Source organism: Vibrio mediterranei (genome assembly GCF_900088415.1).
In the GTDB taxonomy this organism is placed as follows: Bacteria; Pseudomonadota; Gammaproteobacteria; order Enterobacterales; family Vibrionaceae; genus Vibrio; species Vibrio mediterranei.
In genome coordinates this window covers 104363-119254 of the sequence record NZ_FLLQ01000006.1, presented here as the reverse complement: position 1 = coordinate 119254, position 14892 = coordinate 104363, and the positions used below count along the sequence as shown (strand labels likewise).

The 14892-nt window shown below is 45.3% G+C and carries 15 protein-coding genes; 8 read left to right on the top strand and 7 right to left on the bottom strand.

Features of this window, described 5'->3' with window-relative positions; translation table 11 throughout:
• The 4 genes from uraH (at window position 1) to VME0621_RS17485 (ending at window position 5026) form a co-directional block, all read left to right on the top strand.
• Complete coding sequence (uraH, locus tag VME0621_RS17500; RefSeq protein ID WP_006070606.1) at window positions 1-354, top strand: hydroxyisourate hydrolase; 354 nt, start codon at window positions 1-3, stop codon at window positions 352-354.
• 249 nt (window positions 355-603) lie between these two features.
• Entirely contained in the window at window positions 604-1947 is a 1344-nt protein-coding gene (locus VME0621_RS17495; RefSeq protein WP_038228384.1) for an NCS2 family permease, read from the top strand.
• 166 nt (window positions 1948-2113) lie between these two features.
• Complete coding sequence (locus VME0621_RS17490; protein WP_062460120.1) at window positions 2114-3523, top strand: nucleobase:cation symporter-2 family protein; 1410 nt, start codon at window positions 2114-2116, stop codon at window positions 3521-3523.
• Between the two features lie 141 nt (window positions 3524-3664).
• Window positions 3665-5026, top strand: a complete 1362-nt coding sequence (locus tag VME0621_RS17485) for an 8-oxoguanine deaminase (protein ID WP_062460119.1) — start codon at window positions 3665-3667, stop codon at window positions 5024-5026.
• Between the two features lie 92 nt (window positions 5027-5118).
• Here VME0621_RS17485 and VME0621_RS17480 read toward each other — a convergent pair whose 3' ends face one another.
• Together VME0621_RS17480 and VME0621_RS17475 are read right to left on the bottom strand one after the other, a co-directional pair.
• The gene (locus tag VME0621_RS17480) at window positions 5119-5508 is read right to left on the bottom strand and encodes a VOC family protein (protein ID WP_031494100.1); all 390 of its coding nucleotides are present in this window, start codon (window positions 5506-5508) and stop codon (window positions 5119-5121) included.
• Between the two features lie 60 nt (window positions 5509-5568).
• Complete coding sequence (locus tag VME0621_RS17475; RefSeq protein ID WP_062460117.1) at window positions 5569-6003, bottom strand: helix-turn-helix transcriptional regulator; 435 nt, start codon at window positions 6001-6003, stop codon at window positions 5569-5571.
• 144 nt (window positions 6004-6147) lie between these two features.
• Here VME0621_RS17475 and VME0621_RS17470 point away from each other — a divergent pair, with 144 nt between their 5' ends.
• Window positions 6148-6654 (top strand): DUF3087 domain-containing protein, encoded by a 507-nt coding sequence (locus VME0621_RS17470; protein WP_062460115.1) that lies wholly within the window; start codon window positions 6148-6150, stop codon window positions 6652-6654.
• A gap of 547 nt (window positions 6655-7201) precedes the next feature.
• Window positions 7202-7465 carry a hypothetical protein gene (locus VME0621_RS17465; protein ID WP_038228374.1) on the top strand — a complete coding sequence of 88 codons (264 nt, stop codon included), beginning with the start codon at window positions 7202-7204 and terminating at the stop codon, window positions 7463-7465.
• A gap of 83 nt (window positions 7466-7548) precedes the next feature.
• Here the strand turns inward: VME0621_RS17465 and VME0621_RS17460 are convergent, their stop codons facing one another.
• From VME0621_RS17460 to gcl, 4 genes are all read right to left on the bottom strand, one after another.
• Complete coding sequence (locus VME0621_RS17460) at window positions 7549-8163, bottom strand: TetR/AcrR family transcriptional regulator (RefSeq protein WP_038228372.1); 615 nt, start codon at window positions 8161-8163, stop codon at window positions 7549-7551.
• A gap of 235 nt (window positions 8164-8398) precedes the next feature.
• Window positions 8399-9298 carry a 2-hydroxy-3-oxopropionate reductase gene (locus VME0621_RS17455; RefSeq protein WP_174522832.1) on the bottom strand — a complete coding sequence of 300 codons (900 nt, stop codon included), beginning with the start codon at window positions 9296-9298 and terminating at the stop codon, window positions 8399-8401.
• A gap of 22 nt (window positions 9299-9320) precedes the next feature.
• On the bottom strand, window positions 9321-10097 hold the full coding sequence (gene hyi / locus VME0621_RS17450) for a hydroxypyruvate isomerase (RefSeq protein ID WP_038228368.1): 777 nt from the start codon (window positions 10095-10097) through the stop codon (window positions 9321-9323).
• Window positions 10098-10107: 10 nt separating this feature from the next.
• Window positions 10108-11901, bottom strand: a complete 1794-nt coding sequence (gene gcl / locus VME0621_RS17445) for a glyoxylate carboligase (protein WP_062460111.1) — start codon at window positions 11899-11901, stop codon at window positions 10108-10110.
• Window positions 11902-12231: 330 nt separating this feature from the next.
• Between gcl and aceB the strand changes: the two genes are divergently transcribed.
• A complete protein-coding gene (gene aceB, locus VME0621_RS17440; RefSeq protein WP_370736778.1) occupies window positions 12232-13830 on the top strand; it encodes a malate synthase A in 1599 nt (532 codons plus the stop codon).
• 102 nt (window positions 13831-13932) lie between these two features.
• Complete coding sequence (locus tag VME0621_RS17435) at window positions 13933-14370, top strand: GlcG/HbpS family heme-binding protein (RefSeq protein ID WP_062460107.1); 438 nt, start codon at window positions 13933-13935, stop codon at window positions 14368-14370.
• 34 nt (window positions 14371-14404) lie between these two features.
• Here the strand turns inward: VME0621_RS17435 and VME0621_RS17430 are convergent, their stop codons facing one another.
• Entirely contained in the window at window positions 14405-14887 is a 483-nt protein-coding gene (locus VME0621_RS17430) for a MarR family winged helix-turn-helix transcriptional regulator (protein ID WP_006070592.1), read from the bottom strand.
• Window positions 14888-14892: the final 5 nt, after the last annotated feature.

Below are 14892 nucleotides of genomic sequence, written 5' to 3'. Positions count from 1 at the left end.
ATGGGACGACTAACAACGCATGTACTAGACACCGCAAATGGTGTACCTGGGTCAGAGATCCAAGTGGATCTTTTCCGTATTGAAGGTGAAGAAAGTCAGTTTATTAAGAGCGTAATGACAAACTTCGATGGCCGAACTGATTCTCCTATTCTTGAAGGCGATGACTTTGTCGCTGGAAAATACCAACTCATTTTTCATGTCGCTCCTTACTTTGAGCGTAAAGGTGTCGAGCTAGACCAAGTTCCTTTCCTTGACGATATCGTGATTCGCTTTGGATTGAATGACGAGGATGCGCATTATCATGTACCTCTGCTCGCCTCCCCTTACAGTTTTTCAACCTACAGAGGCAGTTGATCGCTGTAGCAACCTTCTCGTAGCAAGTGCAAGACAACAACAGGCAGCCTTGCACTTCTAAGAGCTCGCTCTTTTGCGAAAGAGCAATAAGTAAATTGGAATGAACCTACTCTCTTTGGAGAATGGCACCAGTGCTGGAGTAACTCTGCAGCAAGGTGTCATGGGTACTGCTGTTTTCAATTTAAGGAAAAGCAACAAACTTTATACCCAATTTCTACATTAAGGGTATTGTGTAAAGGACTTACTCAAATGAATGAAAGCAAAGCAGAAGTGCTCAACGAATCGGCTGGAAATGGCGTGCTTGAACGCTTTTTCAAGATAAAGCAACACGGTTCGAGCGTTAAAAATGAGCTCGTCGGAGGTGTAACGACCTTTGCTACTATGGCGTACATTATTTTCGTCAACCCAAGCATTATGGCGGCCTCTGGAATGGATCAGGGAGCGGTCTTCGTCGCCACCTGTATTGGTGCAGCCATTGGCTGTTTACTCATGGGGCTGTTTGCGAACTGGCCCGTTGGACTCGCGCCCGGTATGGGGCTTAACGCTTTCTTCTCTTTCACTGTCGTCAGTGAAATGGGATATAGCTGGGAAGTGGCACTCGGAGCGGTATTTATCTCCGGTATTCTCTTTGTCGGTATGAGCTTCTATAAGATACGACAGTGGATCATTGAGAGTATTCCTGAAAGTTTACGTTACTCGATGACGGCAGGTGTCGGTCTCTTCTTGGGTCTTATCGGCCTGAAAACCGCAGGTATTGTTGTTGAAAACCCAGCCACGTTGGTCTCTCTAGGTGACTTCACTAAACCAGATGCGCTTTTGGCTGCTATTGCCTTCTTGATCATTGCGGTGCTCAGTGAGCGTCGCGTGTTCGGTGCGGTATTAATCGGTATTCTGAGCGTCACTATTGTTGGCATGATGTTGGGTCTTGTTCATTACAACGGCTTCTTTTCTGCACCCCCAAGCATTGCTCCAACCTTTATGGCGATGGACATTTCAGGTGCACTTAACGTTTCTATGGTCAGTGTGATTCTTGCTTTCCTTTTTGTGAACATGTTCGACACAGCAGGTACGCTCATGGGTGTCGCTGAGCGAGCTCACCTAATCAACAAAGAAACAGGCAAGATTGAAGGACTAAGCAAAGCACTTAAAGCCGATAGTATTTCTAGTGTTGCTGGTGCATGTGTGGGTTGTCCACCAGTAACCAGTTATGTAGAAAGTGCCGCGGGTGTAGCTGCTGGTGCCAGAACTGGTCTATCTGCGATTGTCGTCGCTGCTCTTTTCCTAGCGGCAATCTTCCTTTCTCCATTAGCCGGTATGATTCCTTCTTATGCTACAGCTGGCGCTCTTATTTACGTCGCGTTCGTCATGATGAGTAGTATGCAGCATGTTGATTGGAAAGACTTTACCAATGGTGCTCCAGCAGCCATTACAGCGCTAATGATGCCACTTACTTTCTCTATCGCTAATGGTATCGCTCTTGGTTTTATCACTTACACCGTTCTTAAAGTAGCAACGGGCAAAACCAAAGATGTCTCTATTTCAATGTACCTATTAAGCGCCATTTTCGTTGCCAAACTGGTATTCATTGGCTAACCCAAAATCAAGCGGTAATCGTGCCTTAACGGTTACCGCTTGTTCTTAACCCTGCCGTTTAGGTCAGCACAAAGGACGAGCAGGATTACTATCACTACGCAGTTTGTAGAAGTCACCATGTCACCACCAAGGAAGAGTCGATTCATCGCTCTCTAAAGGAATAAGTATGAAACTTCTGTACACCCTGAACCAAAAACCGCCTCACGGCATGACCTTTTTACTGGCCGTCCAACATATGCTGGCCTCTATCGGTGGTATCGTCGCTGTACCATTAATTGTTGGCGCTTCCATTGGCCTACCTAACGACGAAATTGTCTCCCTCATTAACGCCGCCTTACTGGCATCTGGTATCGTCACCATCGCACAATGTGTCGGTTTCGGCCCTATCGGAATTAAGCTACCTGTTGTTATGGGTTCAAGCTTTGCCTTTCTTGGTGTTGCCATCTCCATAGGTAAAGATTCTGGCGTATCCGGCATTATGGGTGCAGCGTTGGTTGGCTCGTTTGTCGTCATATTAGCTAGCTTCTATATGGACAAAGTTCGTAAGCTCTTCCCAACTGTTGTAAGTGGAGTCGTGGTCACCTTAATCGGGCTCACCATACTCCCCGTTGCCATGAACTGGGTCGGAGACGCCCCCGCCGTTAGCAGTGAATTTGCTACCTTGCCTAAGCTGTTTCTTGCCGCTGTGTCACTTGGTATTGTGATTGCGGTATCGGTTTATTGTAAAGGTGCGGTTGCGGCTTCAGCTATTGTTATCGGCCTTGCCGGTGGTTACATCGTAGCGCTATCCATGGGAATGGTTGATCTCGACCAAATAAGCACCGCTGAATGGGTAGGTGGTCCAGAACCATTTAAATATGGTCTTACGTTCTCAGCCAGCGCCATTGTTAGTATGAGTTTGGTTTATATAGTTGTCATCGCCGAAGCGACTGGTGACTTTATGGCACTCGCAAACAACTGTCACACCAAGATTGATGGTAAAGACCTTAAGCGCGGATTGCTTGGCGATGGTCTGGGCAGCACACTTGCATCATGCTTAACGGCTATGCCATTGGCATCATTCAGTCAAAACGTAGGTATTGTTGGCATTACAGGTGTTGCGAGCCGTTACGTTGTTGCGGCAACGGGTGGATTGCTCATCTTGGGTGGTTTGTTCCCGAAACTGGCAGCGATTGCAGTAACGATTCCAAAACCGGTGTTAGGCGGTGTGGGTTTTGTCATGTTTGGCATGATAGCTTACGCGGGCATTCGCATGCTTATTAAAGCAGCTGACACTAAACGGAATGCTCTTGTCATCTGCGTTGGTTTAGCATCAGGATTGGCAGTCACGTTTGAGCCACGCTTACTTCAACATTTTCCTCATGAACTTTCAAACTTCCTTCACTCAGGGATTACAACTGGCACGATCGTCACGGTACTTTTGCATCAGTTCTTGCCAAAATCAAGCAAGCGCGAAGAGCAAGAAGCACACGAAGAAAGCCGTGCTATGGTTAAGCAAGAGATTCATGAACTTCAGCAACAAGAAGAAAACCAAGAAATATCACAGACAGAGTTGTCTACAAAAGGTAATAATTAAAATCAGCTGACAACACAGTGGCTATAACTGTCGTGCTCTAGGACATGGCTTAATCAATGACATAGAGCACCTTACATCAACTAAAAACTTAAAAAAGACCCTCTTCCCTGAAAAGGCTGAGATGGCTAAGGATTACTATGAATGGAAACCGTATGGATTAAGAATCCACTTGCTATTTACACTGGCACTACACAAGACGCTGGCGGCGGTATCGTTGTACAAGGCAGTCGAATTGTCGAGCTAATAGCAAGCAACCAAGAACCCACCACAACCATAACGGCGGTTATCGACGCATCACAACATGTCATCACTCCAGGGCTTGTGAATGCCCACCATCATTTCTATCAAACGCTAACTAGAGCTTACCCCGATGCGCTCAACAAAGAGCTGTTTCATTGGCTAAAAAGCTTGTACCCAGTATGGGCAAATCTCGACGAAGAGATGATGAGTGTCGCTACAGAATTGGCACTTGTCGAGCTATTGCTCTCTGGCTGTACGACAGCCTCGGATCACCACTATTTAATCCCGACTGGCCTTGAACATGCGATAGACTTGCAAGTTGAAGCCGCGCAAAAGCTTGGAATAAGGGCCATATTTACTCGCGGTTCGATGAGTTTAGGGGAAGATGATGGCGGATTACCACCGCGTCACACAATACAAACGGAACAGACCATCGTTGATGACAGCTTACGCTTGATCAATACCTATCATCAACGTGAAGATGGAGCGATGACTCAAATCGCGCTCGCACCATGTTCGCCATTTTCTGTGACCACTGATTTAATGAAAGAAACGGCACGAATCGCCAAAAATGAATCGGTGATGACGCATACGCATCTCTGTGAAACGTTGGACGAAGAAGATTTCTGTCTTGAGAAGTTTGGTATGCGTCCGGTAGATTACCTAGAGGACGTAGGTTGGCTTAATGAGCGCACTTGGTTAGCTCACGGTATCCATTTTAACAGTGAAGAGATTCGCAGACTTGGTAAAGCAGAGGTAGGAATAAGTCACTGCCCTACTTCTAATATGATGCTAGCTTCTGGTATCTGTAAAAATAACGAGCTTGAGAAAGCTGGCGTGAAAGTAGGCTTGGGTGTAGACGGTTCAGCCTCCAATGACGGTTCAAACCTAATAGCTGAGGTTCGTATGGCGATGTATTTGCAACGCCTTCGCTATGGCTCTAACAACGTAACGCACTTTGACGCGCTTCGCTGGGCAACATCAGGATCAGCGCGCGCCATGGGTCGCACAGATATAGGCGAACTCGCCGTCGGCAAACAAGCAGATATTGCCATGTTTAAGCTCGATGACATTCGCTTCTCTGGCAGCCACGATCCACTCGCTGCTCTACTATTGTGCGGAGCTCAACAGGCAGACCGTGTGATGGTTGCTGGTCAATGGCGAGTTCACGATGGTGCCGTTATGGGCGTGGATATGCCACAGCTCATTGAGCGACATAAAGCCGCCGCACTCCGCTTAAGACAAGCAGCATTAAGTATGTAGCTTATTCATTGAGTTATCACGATAGCAAAGGGTCTCACTATTAGTGAGACCCTTTTTATTTACATCAATAACTTCTAACGAGATGTGATGCGTTAAATTTCTTGCATCAACTGAATATAGTTACCGCAGGTATCATCAAGTACTGCAATCATCACAGTGCCTGTTTCTCTTGGCGCAATGGAGAACTCAACACCAAGGGCAGACATTCTTTCGTATTCCGCAGCAATATCGTCAACAACAAACGACGTCCAAGGGATACCTGCCTCTTTAAGAGATTGTTGATACAACTTGGCAGGTTCAAATGCCATGGGTTCAAGTAGTAGTTCAACACCCGATTGTTCCTGTGGAGATACTACGGTTAACCATTTGTGCTCACCTACAGGTACTTCCGTCTTCTTCACAAAGCCCAACATGTTGGTGTAGAAGTCTAATGCTTTGTCCTGATCGTTGACAGGAACACTCGTTAAAGCAATTTTAATCATTCATATTTACCTTAGATGTAATGGAATAACTAAAAGATAGCCAAGAAGTCATAGGAAAACTTATTCTAGATTGCTTTTATTGCGCTTTTGAAACTCCCTTGGTGAATAACCCGTACACTTTTTAAACACCGAAGAAAACGTCGCTACGCTTTCGTACCCCACTTCAAAGCAGGTATAGGTAATCTGGTGCCCCTCTCGCAACAAGTCTTTCGCTTTGGCAATGCGCATATCCCTGAGATAGCTTCGGGGTGTGACACCATAAAGCTTTTTAAAGATGCGCACATAGTGAAAGCGCGACATCAACGCCGCTTTAGCTAAGTCGTTCAACTCAATATTCTCTGAGTGAAATTTTTCCATGAAGGCTTTGGATTGGCGAATGAGTAAATACTGCTTGGCCTTTATGGGAGGTTCACTGTAGAGACGGTCAATCTCTTGTTCATAGAATGTTTTGTTAGAAGGTGCCACTTGGACTCTGTCCCTTTCCAAAATACTCATCAAAGTCTAACACACGACTTGGCCTTAATTGCTAGGCAAACAAATCTCAATCGGTATGATTTATGAGTACGAGCAAGTGTGTATAATCGTCGGCAGACTCTTGCTGTCAGCATGAGAAAGACAGCGAACTAAAATGGATGGAAGATGAAATTACAAACTATCGATAAGCAGTTATACCGATCTCGTTTAAACATCGTCATAATCGCTTGTATCGCGACCTTAGCAATTTCAAGTTTAGCGATTTCACAAACCCTGATTTATCTCTTCCCTTCTCCTTCTGGCTCTCACTTTCACTGGAACCTTCTAGGCGTCATAGTTAGTGCTATTGGGCTTGTTATTGTTCTTCTAAAACTCAAAGCCCAACCCAAGATGAAAGAGGTCGTTTATGTTTGGGAACTGAAACAAGCACTGAATCTCATTTATCGCAAAAATCGCAAGCTGCTAGCCGCCGCCGAACAAGGCAACACTGATGCGATGTTAGCGCTGCAGTTCAGCTACGAAGGGTCGCGCCAACTTTGGCAACTTGATGACAACACCATCACCATAAGTAGCTTAAACACTGCACAGGAAAATCTTGACGAATGGATACAAAGGTACGGCGTAACAATTAATGTCAGCGACTATGACTCAGCAATATTGAAGCAATTCTAATATTCACCTAGCTACATACAAATATCATCATCAATTAAACATCGCCTTTAAATAATATATTTAATAGGCGATACTTTCTAAAGAAACACTCTGTTTCAATAACAAACAAATCCTCAGACTTTTATTAACCCCCCATAAACCAGTGCCAACCAACTAACACACCGGTCACTTTGAAATATAATCTAACCAATTAATACACAATGACCAAAATATTATATAACTCATTGATTTATATATGACATACTTAATTTTACTTTAAGTTAACCTTCAAGTAACATCTATTTTTATTTATCCACTTCATTGGCTCTTTGAAAGTAAACCCAACCCAGTACCCACAAAGAAACTATGGGATATATTAGTTTCAATATTAAAAGTTCCGTTAATTAGTTTCTAGCTGTGTGACTGTTTGTATCAATAGATTTCTGGCACATTGATATAACGAACTTATATAACTATATTCACAAACCATAATAACTATATAAATATTTGTGCACTGGTTAATAACCTTTGTTGAAGTCAAAGTCGTTATAATACTCAAGGAAATCTCATGATTGAAATCCATTGGTCGGTCGCGCTCGCAATGAGCTTTTGCAGCTTTCTAGGCATACTAAGAGTGTATGGAAGGCGTGTTGATCGATTTATGAAGCGTGTCTCTGCTCAGATGTTAAAAATTCTCAATGGCTCGATGAAAGCCTCTAACTATGCTCAACAGCGAACAGAAACAGAGTTGTATCAAATTGGTAGTCAGGAACGCAAATACGAATTTGGTGACTATATTCGCCAGCAAACCACTCGAAATAAAGACCTTTAGCGTATCTATCGGACACAGCTGCTTCTATTCCGCTCAACATTGATGGAGCAGCTGTATGTCACATCTACCTTGTAAAAGTGCACTTATACCCGACTCTTAACACCACAACCTTGTATAACTAACTTGGTGAGAAACGTCGCCGCTTGCTCATAATCTGCATCGTCTAATTCGGGTTTATCCAAAACACTGCAAATCTGCCAATTAAAGTCAGCGTAGGTCTGAGTCGCAGACCAAATTGCGAACATAAGATGATGCGGAGGTACTTCATCCATAAAACCTTGCTTCGACCAAGTAGCAAACTTGGAAATGATCATCTGCGACTGCTCAAAAAGCTTGTCTCGAATGGATTCTGGCAACACCTTTGCCCCAGACATTACCTCACTAGCGAATACACGAGAAGCATGGGGGTAATCACGGGAAATCGTCAGTTTGGTGCGAATGTATTGAGTTAACGCTTCGACGGGATCATCTAACTGTTCGATAGGCAATGACGCTGCAAGCAATGGCTGAGTGACGGTTTCGAGCACGGCATAGTAGAGTTTGTCTTTGGAACTAAAGTAGTAAAAGACGTTAGGCTTGGGAATATCTGCCGCTTTCGCTATATCGGCCATCTTGGTGGCAGCGTAACCATGCATAGCAAACTGTTCACTGGCAACCTCGATAATAAGGTCTTGGTTCTTTCGTCTGATTCGCGACATACTGTTCCCTGCTCTCATGTGCTACTTAGTTAATCTTAATGAAAACAAAGAATAAGTCCAAAACTTATGGGGAATACTGAGAGGTAAAAAATCCCAAAACCGATACAAACAGTGCCTGTTAATGTTGAAGTTAGAAGCCCTTTAACTCCAATAACTGCCTGCACGATTTCGGGAACGCGTATAAAAGGAGACAAAACTACGCGATTTATGCGGAAATCATGGCCCTAAGTAATCATTAATCGTTACGGATTGAATGATTAGAGCGAGCCTCTATTGCTTTAATTAGCGCAGAGTGGTCCCAGTTTTCACCCCCTAAGTCGGCACACTCACCAAACAGTGCTTGCGCGTTTTCAGTGTTGGGTAACGCGACCTCAAGTTCTTGAGCTCCAGTTAGCGCAAGGTTTAGATCTTTTTGGTGAAGCGCAATCTTAAAGCCAGGGGCAAATGTGCCTTCTACCATACGCTCGCCATGCACTTCTAAAATCTTAGAACTTGCAAAGCCTCCCAATAGCGCTTGTCTCACACGCGCTGGATCCGCACCGGCTTTCGATGCAAAAACAAGGGCTTCCGACACTGCCTCAATATTAAGTGCAACAATGATTTGGTTAGCGACTTTACATGTTTGGCCTGCGCCACTATCACCAACAAGCGTGATGTTTTTGCCTAGTTTCTCAAACAGTGGGCGAGCTTGATCAAATGCTTCTTGGTCGCCGCCTACCATAATGCTCAGTGTTGCATTAACAGCACCCACTTCACCACCTGACACCGGAGCATCTAGATACTGTGCACCACTTTCTTTAATGCGTTTAGCAAATGACTTAGTCGCGATTGGCGAAATTGAACTCATATCAATCACTAACTTATGAGACGTGCTTGCCGCTAACCCCTCTTCCACTCCGCTTGCTCCGAACAATACGTCTTCAACTTGTGGTGTATTTGGCACCATTAGAATGATAACGTCAGCGAGCTCAGTCGCTTCTTTCGGTGAGTGACATACTGTTGCGCCGCGAGTAACCAGTTCAGCCGGTGGAGCATTGAAGTGATCCGACAATACCAATTCGTAACCTGCCGCTTGCAGGTTTTTAGCCATTGGCTGACCCATAATTCCGGTACCGATGAATGCAATTTTCATGATGTGTTCTCCTTAACGTATCGAATTATTGAAAAGCGTTTAACCAAGAAAGACCTTCTTCAGTGGTCGTCTTCGGTTTGTATTCACAGCCCACCCAACCTTGGTAGCCCATTGCGTCAAGTTCTCTCAATACAAAGTCATAATTGATTTCACCGGTACCTGGCTCATGACGCCCCGGGTTGTCAGCCAATTGAATGTGAGAAATTTGCGATAAGTTATTGGTGATGGTCGGAATTAAGTCGCCTTCCATAATTTGCATGTGATAGATGTCGTATTGCACCGATAGGTTCGCACTGCCGACTTCTTCAATGATGGATTTCGCTTGTTCTGTGGTGTTCAAGAAGAAGCCTGGAATATCACGCGTATTGATCGCCTCAATCACCAGCTTGATGCCTGCCGCTTCCAGTTGCTGAGCAGCATAACGAAGGTTGATTACGAACGTCGTTCTCGCGTCTTGCTCAGTCACACTTGCCGGAACAATGCCTGCCAAGCAGTTGATTTGCTTACAGCCCAGAGTCTGGGCGTAGCTTATCGCTTGGCTCACCCCTTGTTGGAACTCTTCAATGCGACTTGGGTCGACCGCAATACCACGATCTCCCGCATTCCAGTCACCAGCAGGAAGGTTAAACAAAACCTGTTCTAGATTATTGTCATCCAACACCGACTTAATGGTTTCTGCCGTGAAATCGTAAGGAAACAGATACTCCACTCCGTGAAACCCGGCATTAGCTGCTTTTTCAAATCGACTCAGAAAGTCGACTTCATTAAATAGCATCGATAGATTGGCTGCGAATTTTGGCATAATCTTCTCCTTAGGACGGTGAGTTTGACGAATCTAGCGACGACAGTGCAGTTGGCGCATCCGTTGCATTTTCAGCTAGTGGTTCAAATTCATTGATAGCGTTGATTTCGACACCCATTGAGATGTTAGTGACACGTTCTAGAATAATTTCAACCACAACAGGGACCTTGTGTTTCGCCATCAGCTCTCTTGCCTGAACGAACGCATCTTGGATGTCTTCTGGCTGCGTTACACGAATCGCTTTACAGCCTAGCCCTTCCACCACTTTCACGTGGTCAACACCATACCCTTCAAGTTCTGGAGAGTTCTGATTGTCGAACGCAAGCTGCACGCAATAGTCGATGTCAAACTGACGTTGTGCCTGACGAATTAGGCCAAGATACGAGTTGTTAACGACTACGTGGATATACGGAAGATTAAACTGCGCACCCACAGCTAACTCTTCAATCATAAATTGGAAGTCATAGTCACCTGATATTGCGACAACATCACGGTTTGGATCCGCGGCTTTCACACCCAGCGCCGCGGGAGCAGTCCAGCCAAGAGGACCCGCTTGGCCACAGTTAATCCAGTGGCGTGGCTTGTATACATGAAGGAACTGAGCCGCCGCGATTTGCGATAGACCAATCGTGCTGACGTAACAAGTCTCACGACCAAATGCTTTGTTCATCTCTTCATAAACACGCATTGGTTTAATTGGCGTTTCCGTGAAGTGCGTTTTACGCAACATACTGGATTTACGCTGCTGGCATTCACCAACCCAAGACGCACGATTAGGTAGAGTGCCTTTTGATGAACGTTCGCGAGCAACATCGACTAACAGCTCCAACGCAGATTTGGCATCCGACACAATGCCAAGATCCGGGCAGAATACGCGTCCAATTTGAGTTGGCTCAATGTCTACGTGGACAAACTTGCGGCCTTCGGTATACACATCCAATGAACCGGTGTGACGGTTAGCAAAGCGGTTACCAATACCGAATACAAAATCAGAGTTCAAAAGCGTTTCGTTACCATAGCGGTGTGCTGTCTGAAGACCCACCATACCTGCCATCAACTCGTGATCATCAGGGATAGTACCCCAGCCCATCAGCGTTGGAATCACTGGCACACCAGTCAGTTCCGCAAACTGTTGTAGCAATTCTGATGCGCCTGCGTTGATAACACCGCCACCTGAAACAATGACCGGTTTTTCGGCAGCACACAGCATATCGAGTGCTTTTTCTGCCTGCTCGCGAGTTGCGGTTGGTTTGTATGCCGCAAGTGGCTCGTAGGTATCGATATCAAATTCGATTTCAGCTAGCTGTACGTCTAGTGGCAAATCGATAAGAACCGGGCCAGGCCTACCTGAACGCATTAAATGAAATGCTTTTTGAAGTGCGCGTGGCACTTGAGCGGGTTCTAGCACTGTGGTCGCCCACTTCGTTACTGGTTTGGCAATAGATTCTATATCTACCGCCTGAAAATCTTCTTTATGCAGTCTTGCTCGAGGCGCTTGCCCAGTAATACATAGAATCGGAATCGAGTCTGCCGACGCAGAATAGAGTCCCGTGATCATATCCGTTCCGGCGGGCCCCGATGTACCAATACAAACACCAATATTTCCTTGGTTAGTTCGCGTGTAACCTTCTGCCATGTGTGATGCGCCTTCAACGTGGCGGGCTAACACATGGTCAATACCACCTAGGTGTTTCATCGCCGCATACATGGGGTTGATTGCTGCGCCTGGAACACCAAACGCAATGTCTACTCCCTCTTTCTTTAGTACGGCTACAGCTGCTTCAATTGCCTTCATTTTCGCCATTCTAATATCCCTCTCAGATTGTATACAATTCAAATCCATATTGTGTACTATGAACCATATCCAGAGAATCGCAACCCCAAAATCAACATTTTTGCAACATAGAGTTAAAGCACTAAGTGACCACTTACGCCGTAGTTCCTAACAGATAATGCTTTATATAAAATATCTTTACGTAAAAATATTTTCAGAAAAACTCGATGATAAATTAATGTTAAATACCCTTTGATCATTTGTTTGTTTTCCAATATAAGTAAGTACACGTATACAGTTTTGTATACAAAATAAGAAAGTATTGTTTAAAGGAGACGAACAATGGCACTTAATGAAGTTATGGACGCAGCACAAGCAGATTGTCTTAAGGTAATTGGAGATACCCAGTCCACAGCTTATCAAGCGATCCTAAATTCCGACGCCCTAACCTTCCTAGAGACGTTAGTGGCGCACTTTGGCAGTCGACGCACTCAACTGCTACAAGACCGCGAAACCAAACAAGCCGCCTTTGATGCGGGCGAGCTGCCAGATTTTCGCAAGGACACCAAATCAATAAGAGATGACAAGAGTTGGAAGGTTAGCCCGCCACCAGCTCCGCTATTAGATCGTCGTGTTGAAATTACCGGTCCTGTTGACAGAAAGATGGTCATTAATGCACTGAATTCCGGCGCAAAAGTGTTTATGTGTTGCTTTGAGGATGCTTCCTCCCCGACCTGGCAAAACATGGTAGAGGGACAAATTAACTTACGTGACGCCAACCTTGGAACCATCAGTTATTACGACGACACCAAAGACAAGCAATACTCATTAAATAGCGACCCAGCACTATTAATTGCCCGACCTCGCGGACTTCATTTACCAGAAAAATCTATTCAATATCAGGGCCAGCCGATTGGTGGGTGTTTGATGGATTTTGCGTTGTATTTCTTCCACAACTATCAGTCTCGAGCAGACAAAGGCTTAGGTGTTTATTACTACATTCCAAAGTTGGAAAGCATGGAAGAAGCAAAATGGTGGGATGACGTCTTTGCCTTTACTGAACGCTACTTCGCGGTACCAACAGGAACAATTCGAGCGACAGTACTTATCGAAACGCTGCCTGCTGTATTCCAAATGGAAGAGATGTTGTATGCAATGAAGGACCACATTGTAGCCATGAACTGTGGCCGATGGGACTATATATTCAGCTACATTAAGACGTTAAAGAACCACAAAGACCGAATTTTGCCAGACCGACACGGCATCGGTATGGACCAAGAGTTCCTAAACGCCTATAGCCAGCTACTGGTTAAAACCTGTCATGCTCGTGGCGCACTTGCGATGGGCGGGATGTCGGCCTTCATTCCAGCAAAAGATCCTTTGGAAATGGAACGTGTAACGGCGAAAGTCATTGAAGATAAAAAACGCGAATCGAATAATGGTCACGACGGCACTTGGGTCGCGCACCCTGCACTGGTTGATCTTGCGATGTCGGTGTTTGACGAGCAGCTTCAGGGGAAAACCAACCAACTTGATTATGTCAGTCCATCGGAGAACATTACTGCCGAGACGCTACTAAAACCTTGCGAAGGTACTCGCGATGAGGCGGGTGTACGCAAAAATATTCGTATCGCTCTCTACTACATTGAGGCATGGATACAGGGGCACGGTTGCGTACCAATTTATGGACTGATGGAGGATGCCGCAACGGCTGAGATCTCTCGTGCCAACATCTGGCAGTGGATCCACCACGGTGTCACTCTGGATGATGGCCAAGTCTTTACATCATCACTCTTTCACACTTGGCTCTACCAAGAGCTAAAAACGATTAAACAGGAAGTTGGCGATGCACGTTATGCTGCAGGACGCTTTGATGAAACAGCTGACCTTTTTTATGAGCTTTCTACAGCAAAACAGTTCGCTAACTTCCTGACCCTTCCAAGCTATTCGTTACTTTAACCAAACTGTTGGCAAAGTACGCCTAAATCCTGCTGACTTAATCCGAATAAGTGCTTAAGGCAGCAGGTACGAATAGCGCAAGCTATGAGACGAGGAGATAACATGGGAAGTTTAACTCTACAACAAGCACTGACCATTATTGATGGCACATTTGAAGCTGGACTGTCTGACGACTGTGCGCCTTTGACTGTTGCCGTTCTTGATAATGGAGGAAAACTGATTTCTTTGCAGCGACAAGATGGGGCCAGCATGATGAGACCTGATATTGCAATTGCCAAAGCATGGGGCGCATTGGCGTTAGGTTGTTCCTCTCGAAAACTAGCGCAAGACGCTGATTCTCGTCCTGCATTTATCTCCGCAGTTAACGTACTTGCCCACGGTAACATGGTTCCCGTTCCGGGCGGACTGCTTATTCGAGACGAAGAGAAAAACGTGATTGGCGCTATTGGCGTGAGTGGCGATCTCTCTGATATTGATGAGCGCTGCGCTATTCAAGGGATTAACTGTGCCAACTTATACAGCGATGAGGTAGCCGCTTAACGTATAAGGCCCTAACGAATTAGGGCCTTAATGCTTATTCATATTGGCTTAACCAAGTTTTAAACAACTGATTTGCCTGTTTTTTCTGAGAAGCCGAAAGAGATTTAACCAGTCCATCTTGCACTTCGACGTGTTCTTCGATCATTTTATCAATCAGCACTAAGCCATCTTGAGTCAATTGCACCGTAACGCTTCGACGGTCCGCTTTGCTGTGCTCTCTCGAAATCAATCCTTTGGACTCCAACTTATCCAATCTATTGGTCATCGCTCCTGACGTAAGCATCATCGTGTTAATTAGCTCTGACGGCGTTAAGCGATAAGGCTTACCACTACGTCGCAAGGTTGCCAATACATCAAATTCACCAAGTTTTAAGTCGTATTTTTTATGTAAATCCGCCACTTTGGTTTCCATATATTTGGCAATGCGCATTAGCCGCCCCATCATGGCCATAGGTTCTGTGTCGAGCTCAGGCTTCTGTTTTGCCCACTGCTCTACTACGCGATCAATCGCATCCATGTCTT

What these genes read in the sequence shown, in the direction of transcription:
- VME0621_RS17475 (WP_062460117.1), bottom strand. Translation starts at nt 6,003, where the DNA reads ATGAGTATTTTGGAAAGGGACAGAGTCCAAGTGGCACCTTCTAACAAA.
- uraH (WP_006070606.1), top strand. Translation starts at nt 1, where the DNA reads ATGGGACGACTAACAACGCATGTACTAGACACCGCAAATGGTGTACCT.
- VME0621_RS17435 (WP_062460107.1), top strand. Translation starts at nt 13,933, where the DNA reads ATGGGAAGTTTAACTCTACAACAAGCACTGACCATTATTGATGGCACA.
- VME0621_RS17485 (WP_062460119.1), top strand. Translation starts at nt 3,665, where the DNA reads ATGGAAACCGTATGGATTAAGAATCCACTTGCTATTTACACTGGCACT.
- hyi (WP_038228368.1), bottom strand. Translation starts at nt 10,097, where the DNA reads ATGCCAAAATTCGCAGCCAATCTATCGATGCTATTTAATGAAGTCGAC.
- VME0621_RS17465 (WP_038228374.1), top strand. Translation starts at nt 7,202, where the DNA reads ATGATTGAAATCCATTGGTCGGTCGCGCTCGCAATGAGCTTTTGCAGC.
- VME0621_RS17430 (WP_006070592.1), bottom strand. Translation starts at nt 14,887, where the DNA reads ATGGATGCGATTGATCGCGTAGTAGAGCAGTGGGCAAAACAGAAGCCT.
- VME0621_RS17470 (WP_062460115.1), top strand. Translation starts at nt 6,148, where the DNA reads ATGAAATTACAAACTATCGATAAGCAGTTATACCGATCTCGTTTAAAC.
- VME0621_RS17480 (WP_031494100.1), bottom strand. Translation starts at nt 5,508, where the DNA reads ATGATTAAAATTGCTTTAACGAGTGTTCCTGTCAACGATCAGGACAAA.
- VME0621_RS17460 (WP_038228372.1), bottom strand. Translation starts at nt 8,163, where the DNA reads ATGTCGCGAATCAGACGAAAGAACCAAGACCTTATTATCGAGGTTGCC.
- VME0621_RS17490 (WP_062460120.1), top strand. Translation starts at nt 2,114, where the DNA reads ATGAAACTTCTGTACACCCTGAACCAAAAACCGCCTCACGGCATGACC.
- gcl (WP_062460111.1), bottom strand. Translation starts at nt 11,901, where the DNA reads ATGGCGAAAATGAAGGCAATTGAAGCAGCTGTAGCCGTACTAAAGAAA.
- VME0621_RS17495 (WP_038228384.1), top strand. Translation starts at nt 604, where the DNA reads ATGAATGAAAGCAAAGCAGAAGTGCTCAACGAATCGGCTGGAAATGGC.
- aceB (WP_370736778.1), top strand. Translation starts at nt 12,232, where the DNA reads ATGGACGCAGCACAAGCAGATTGTCTTAAGGTAATTGGAGATACCCAG.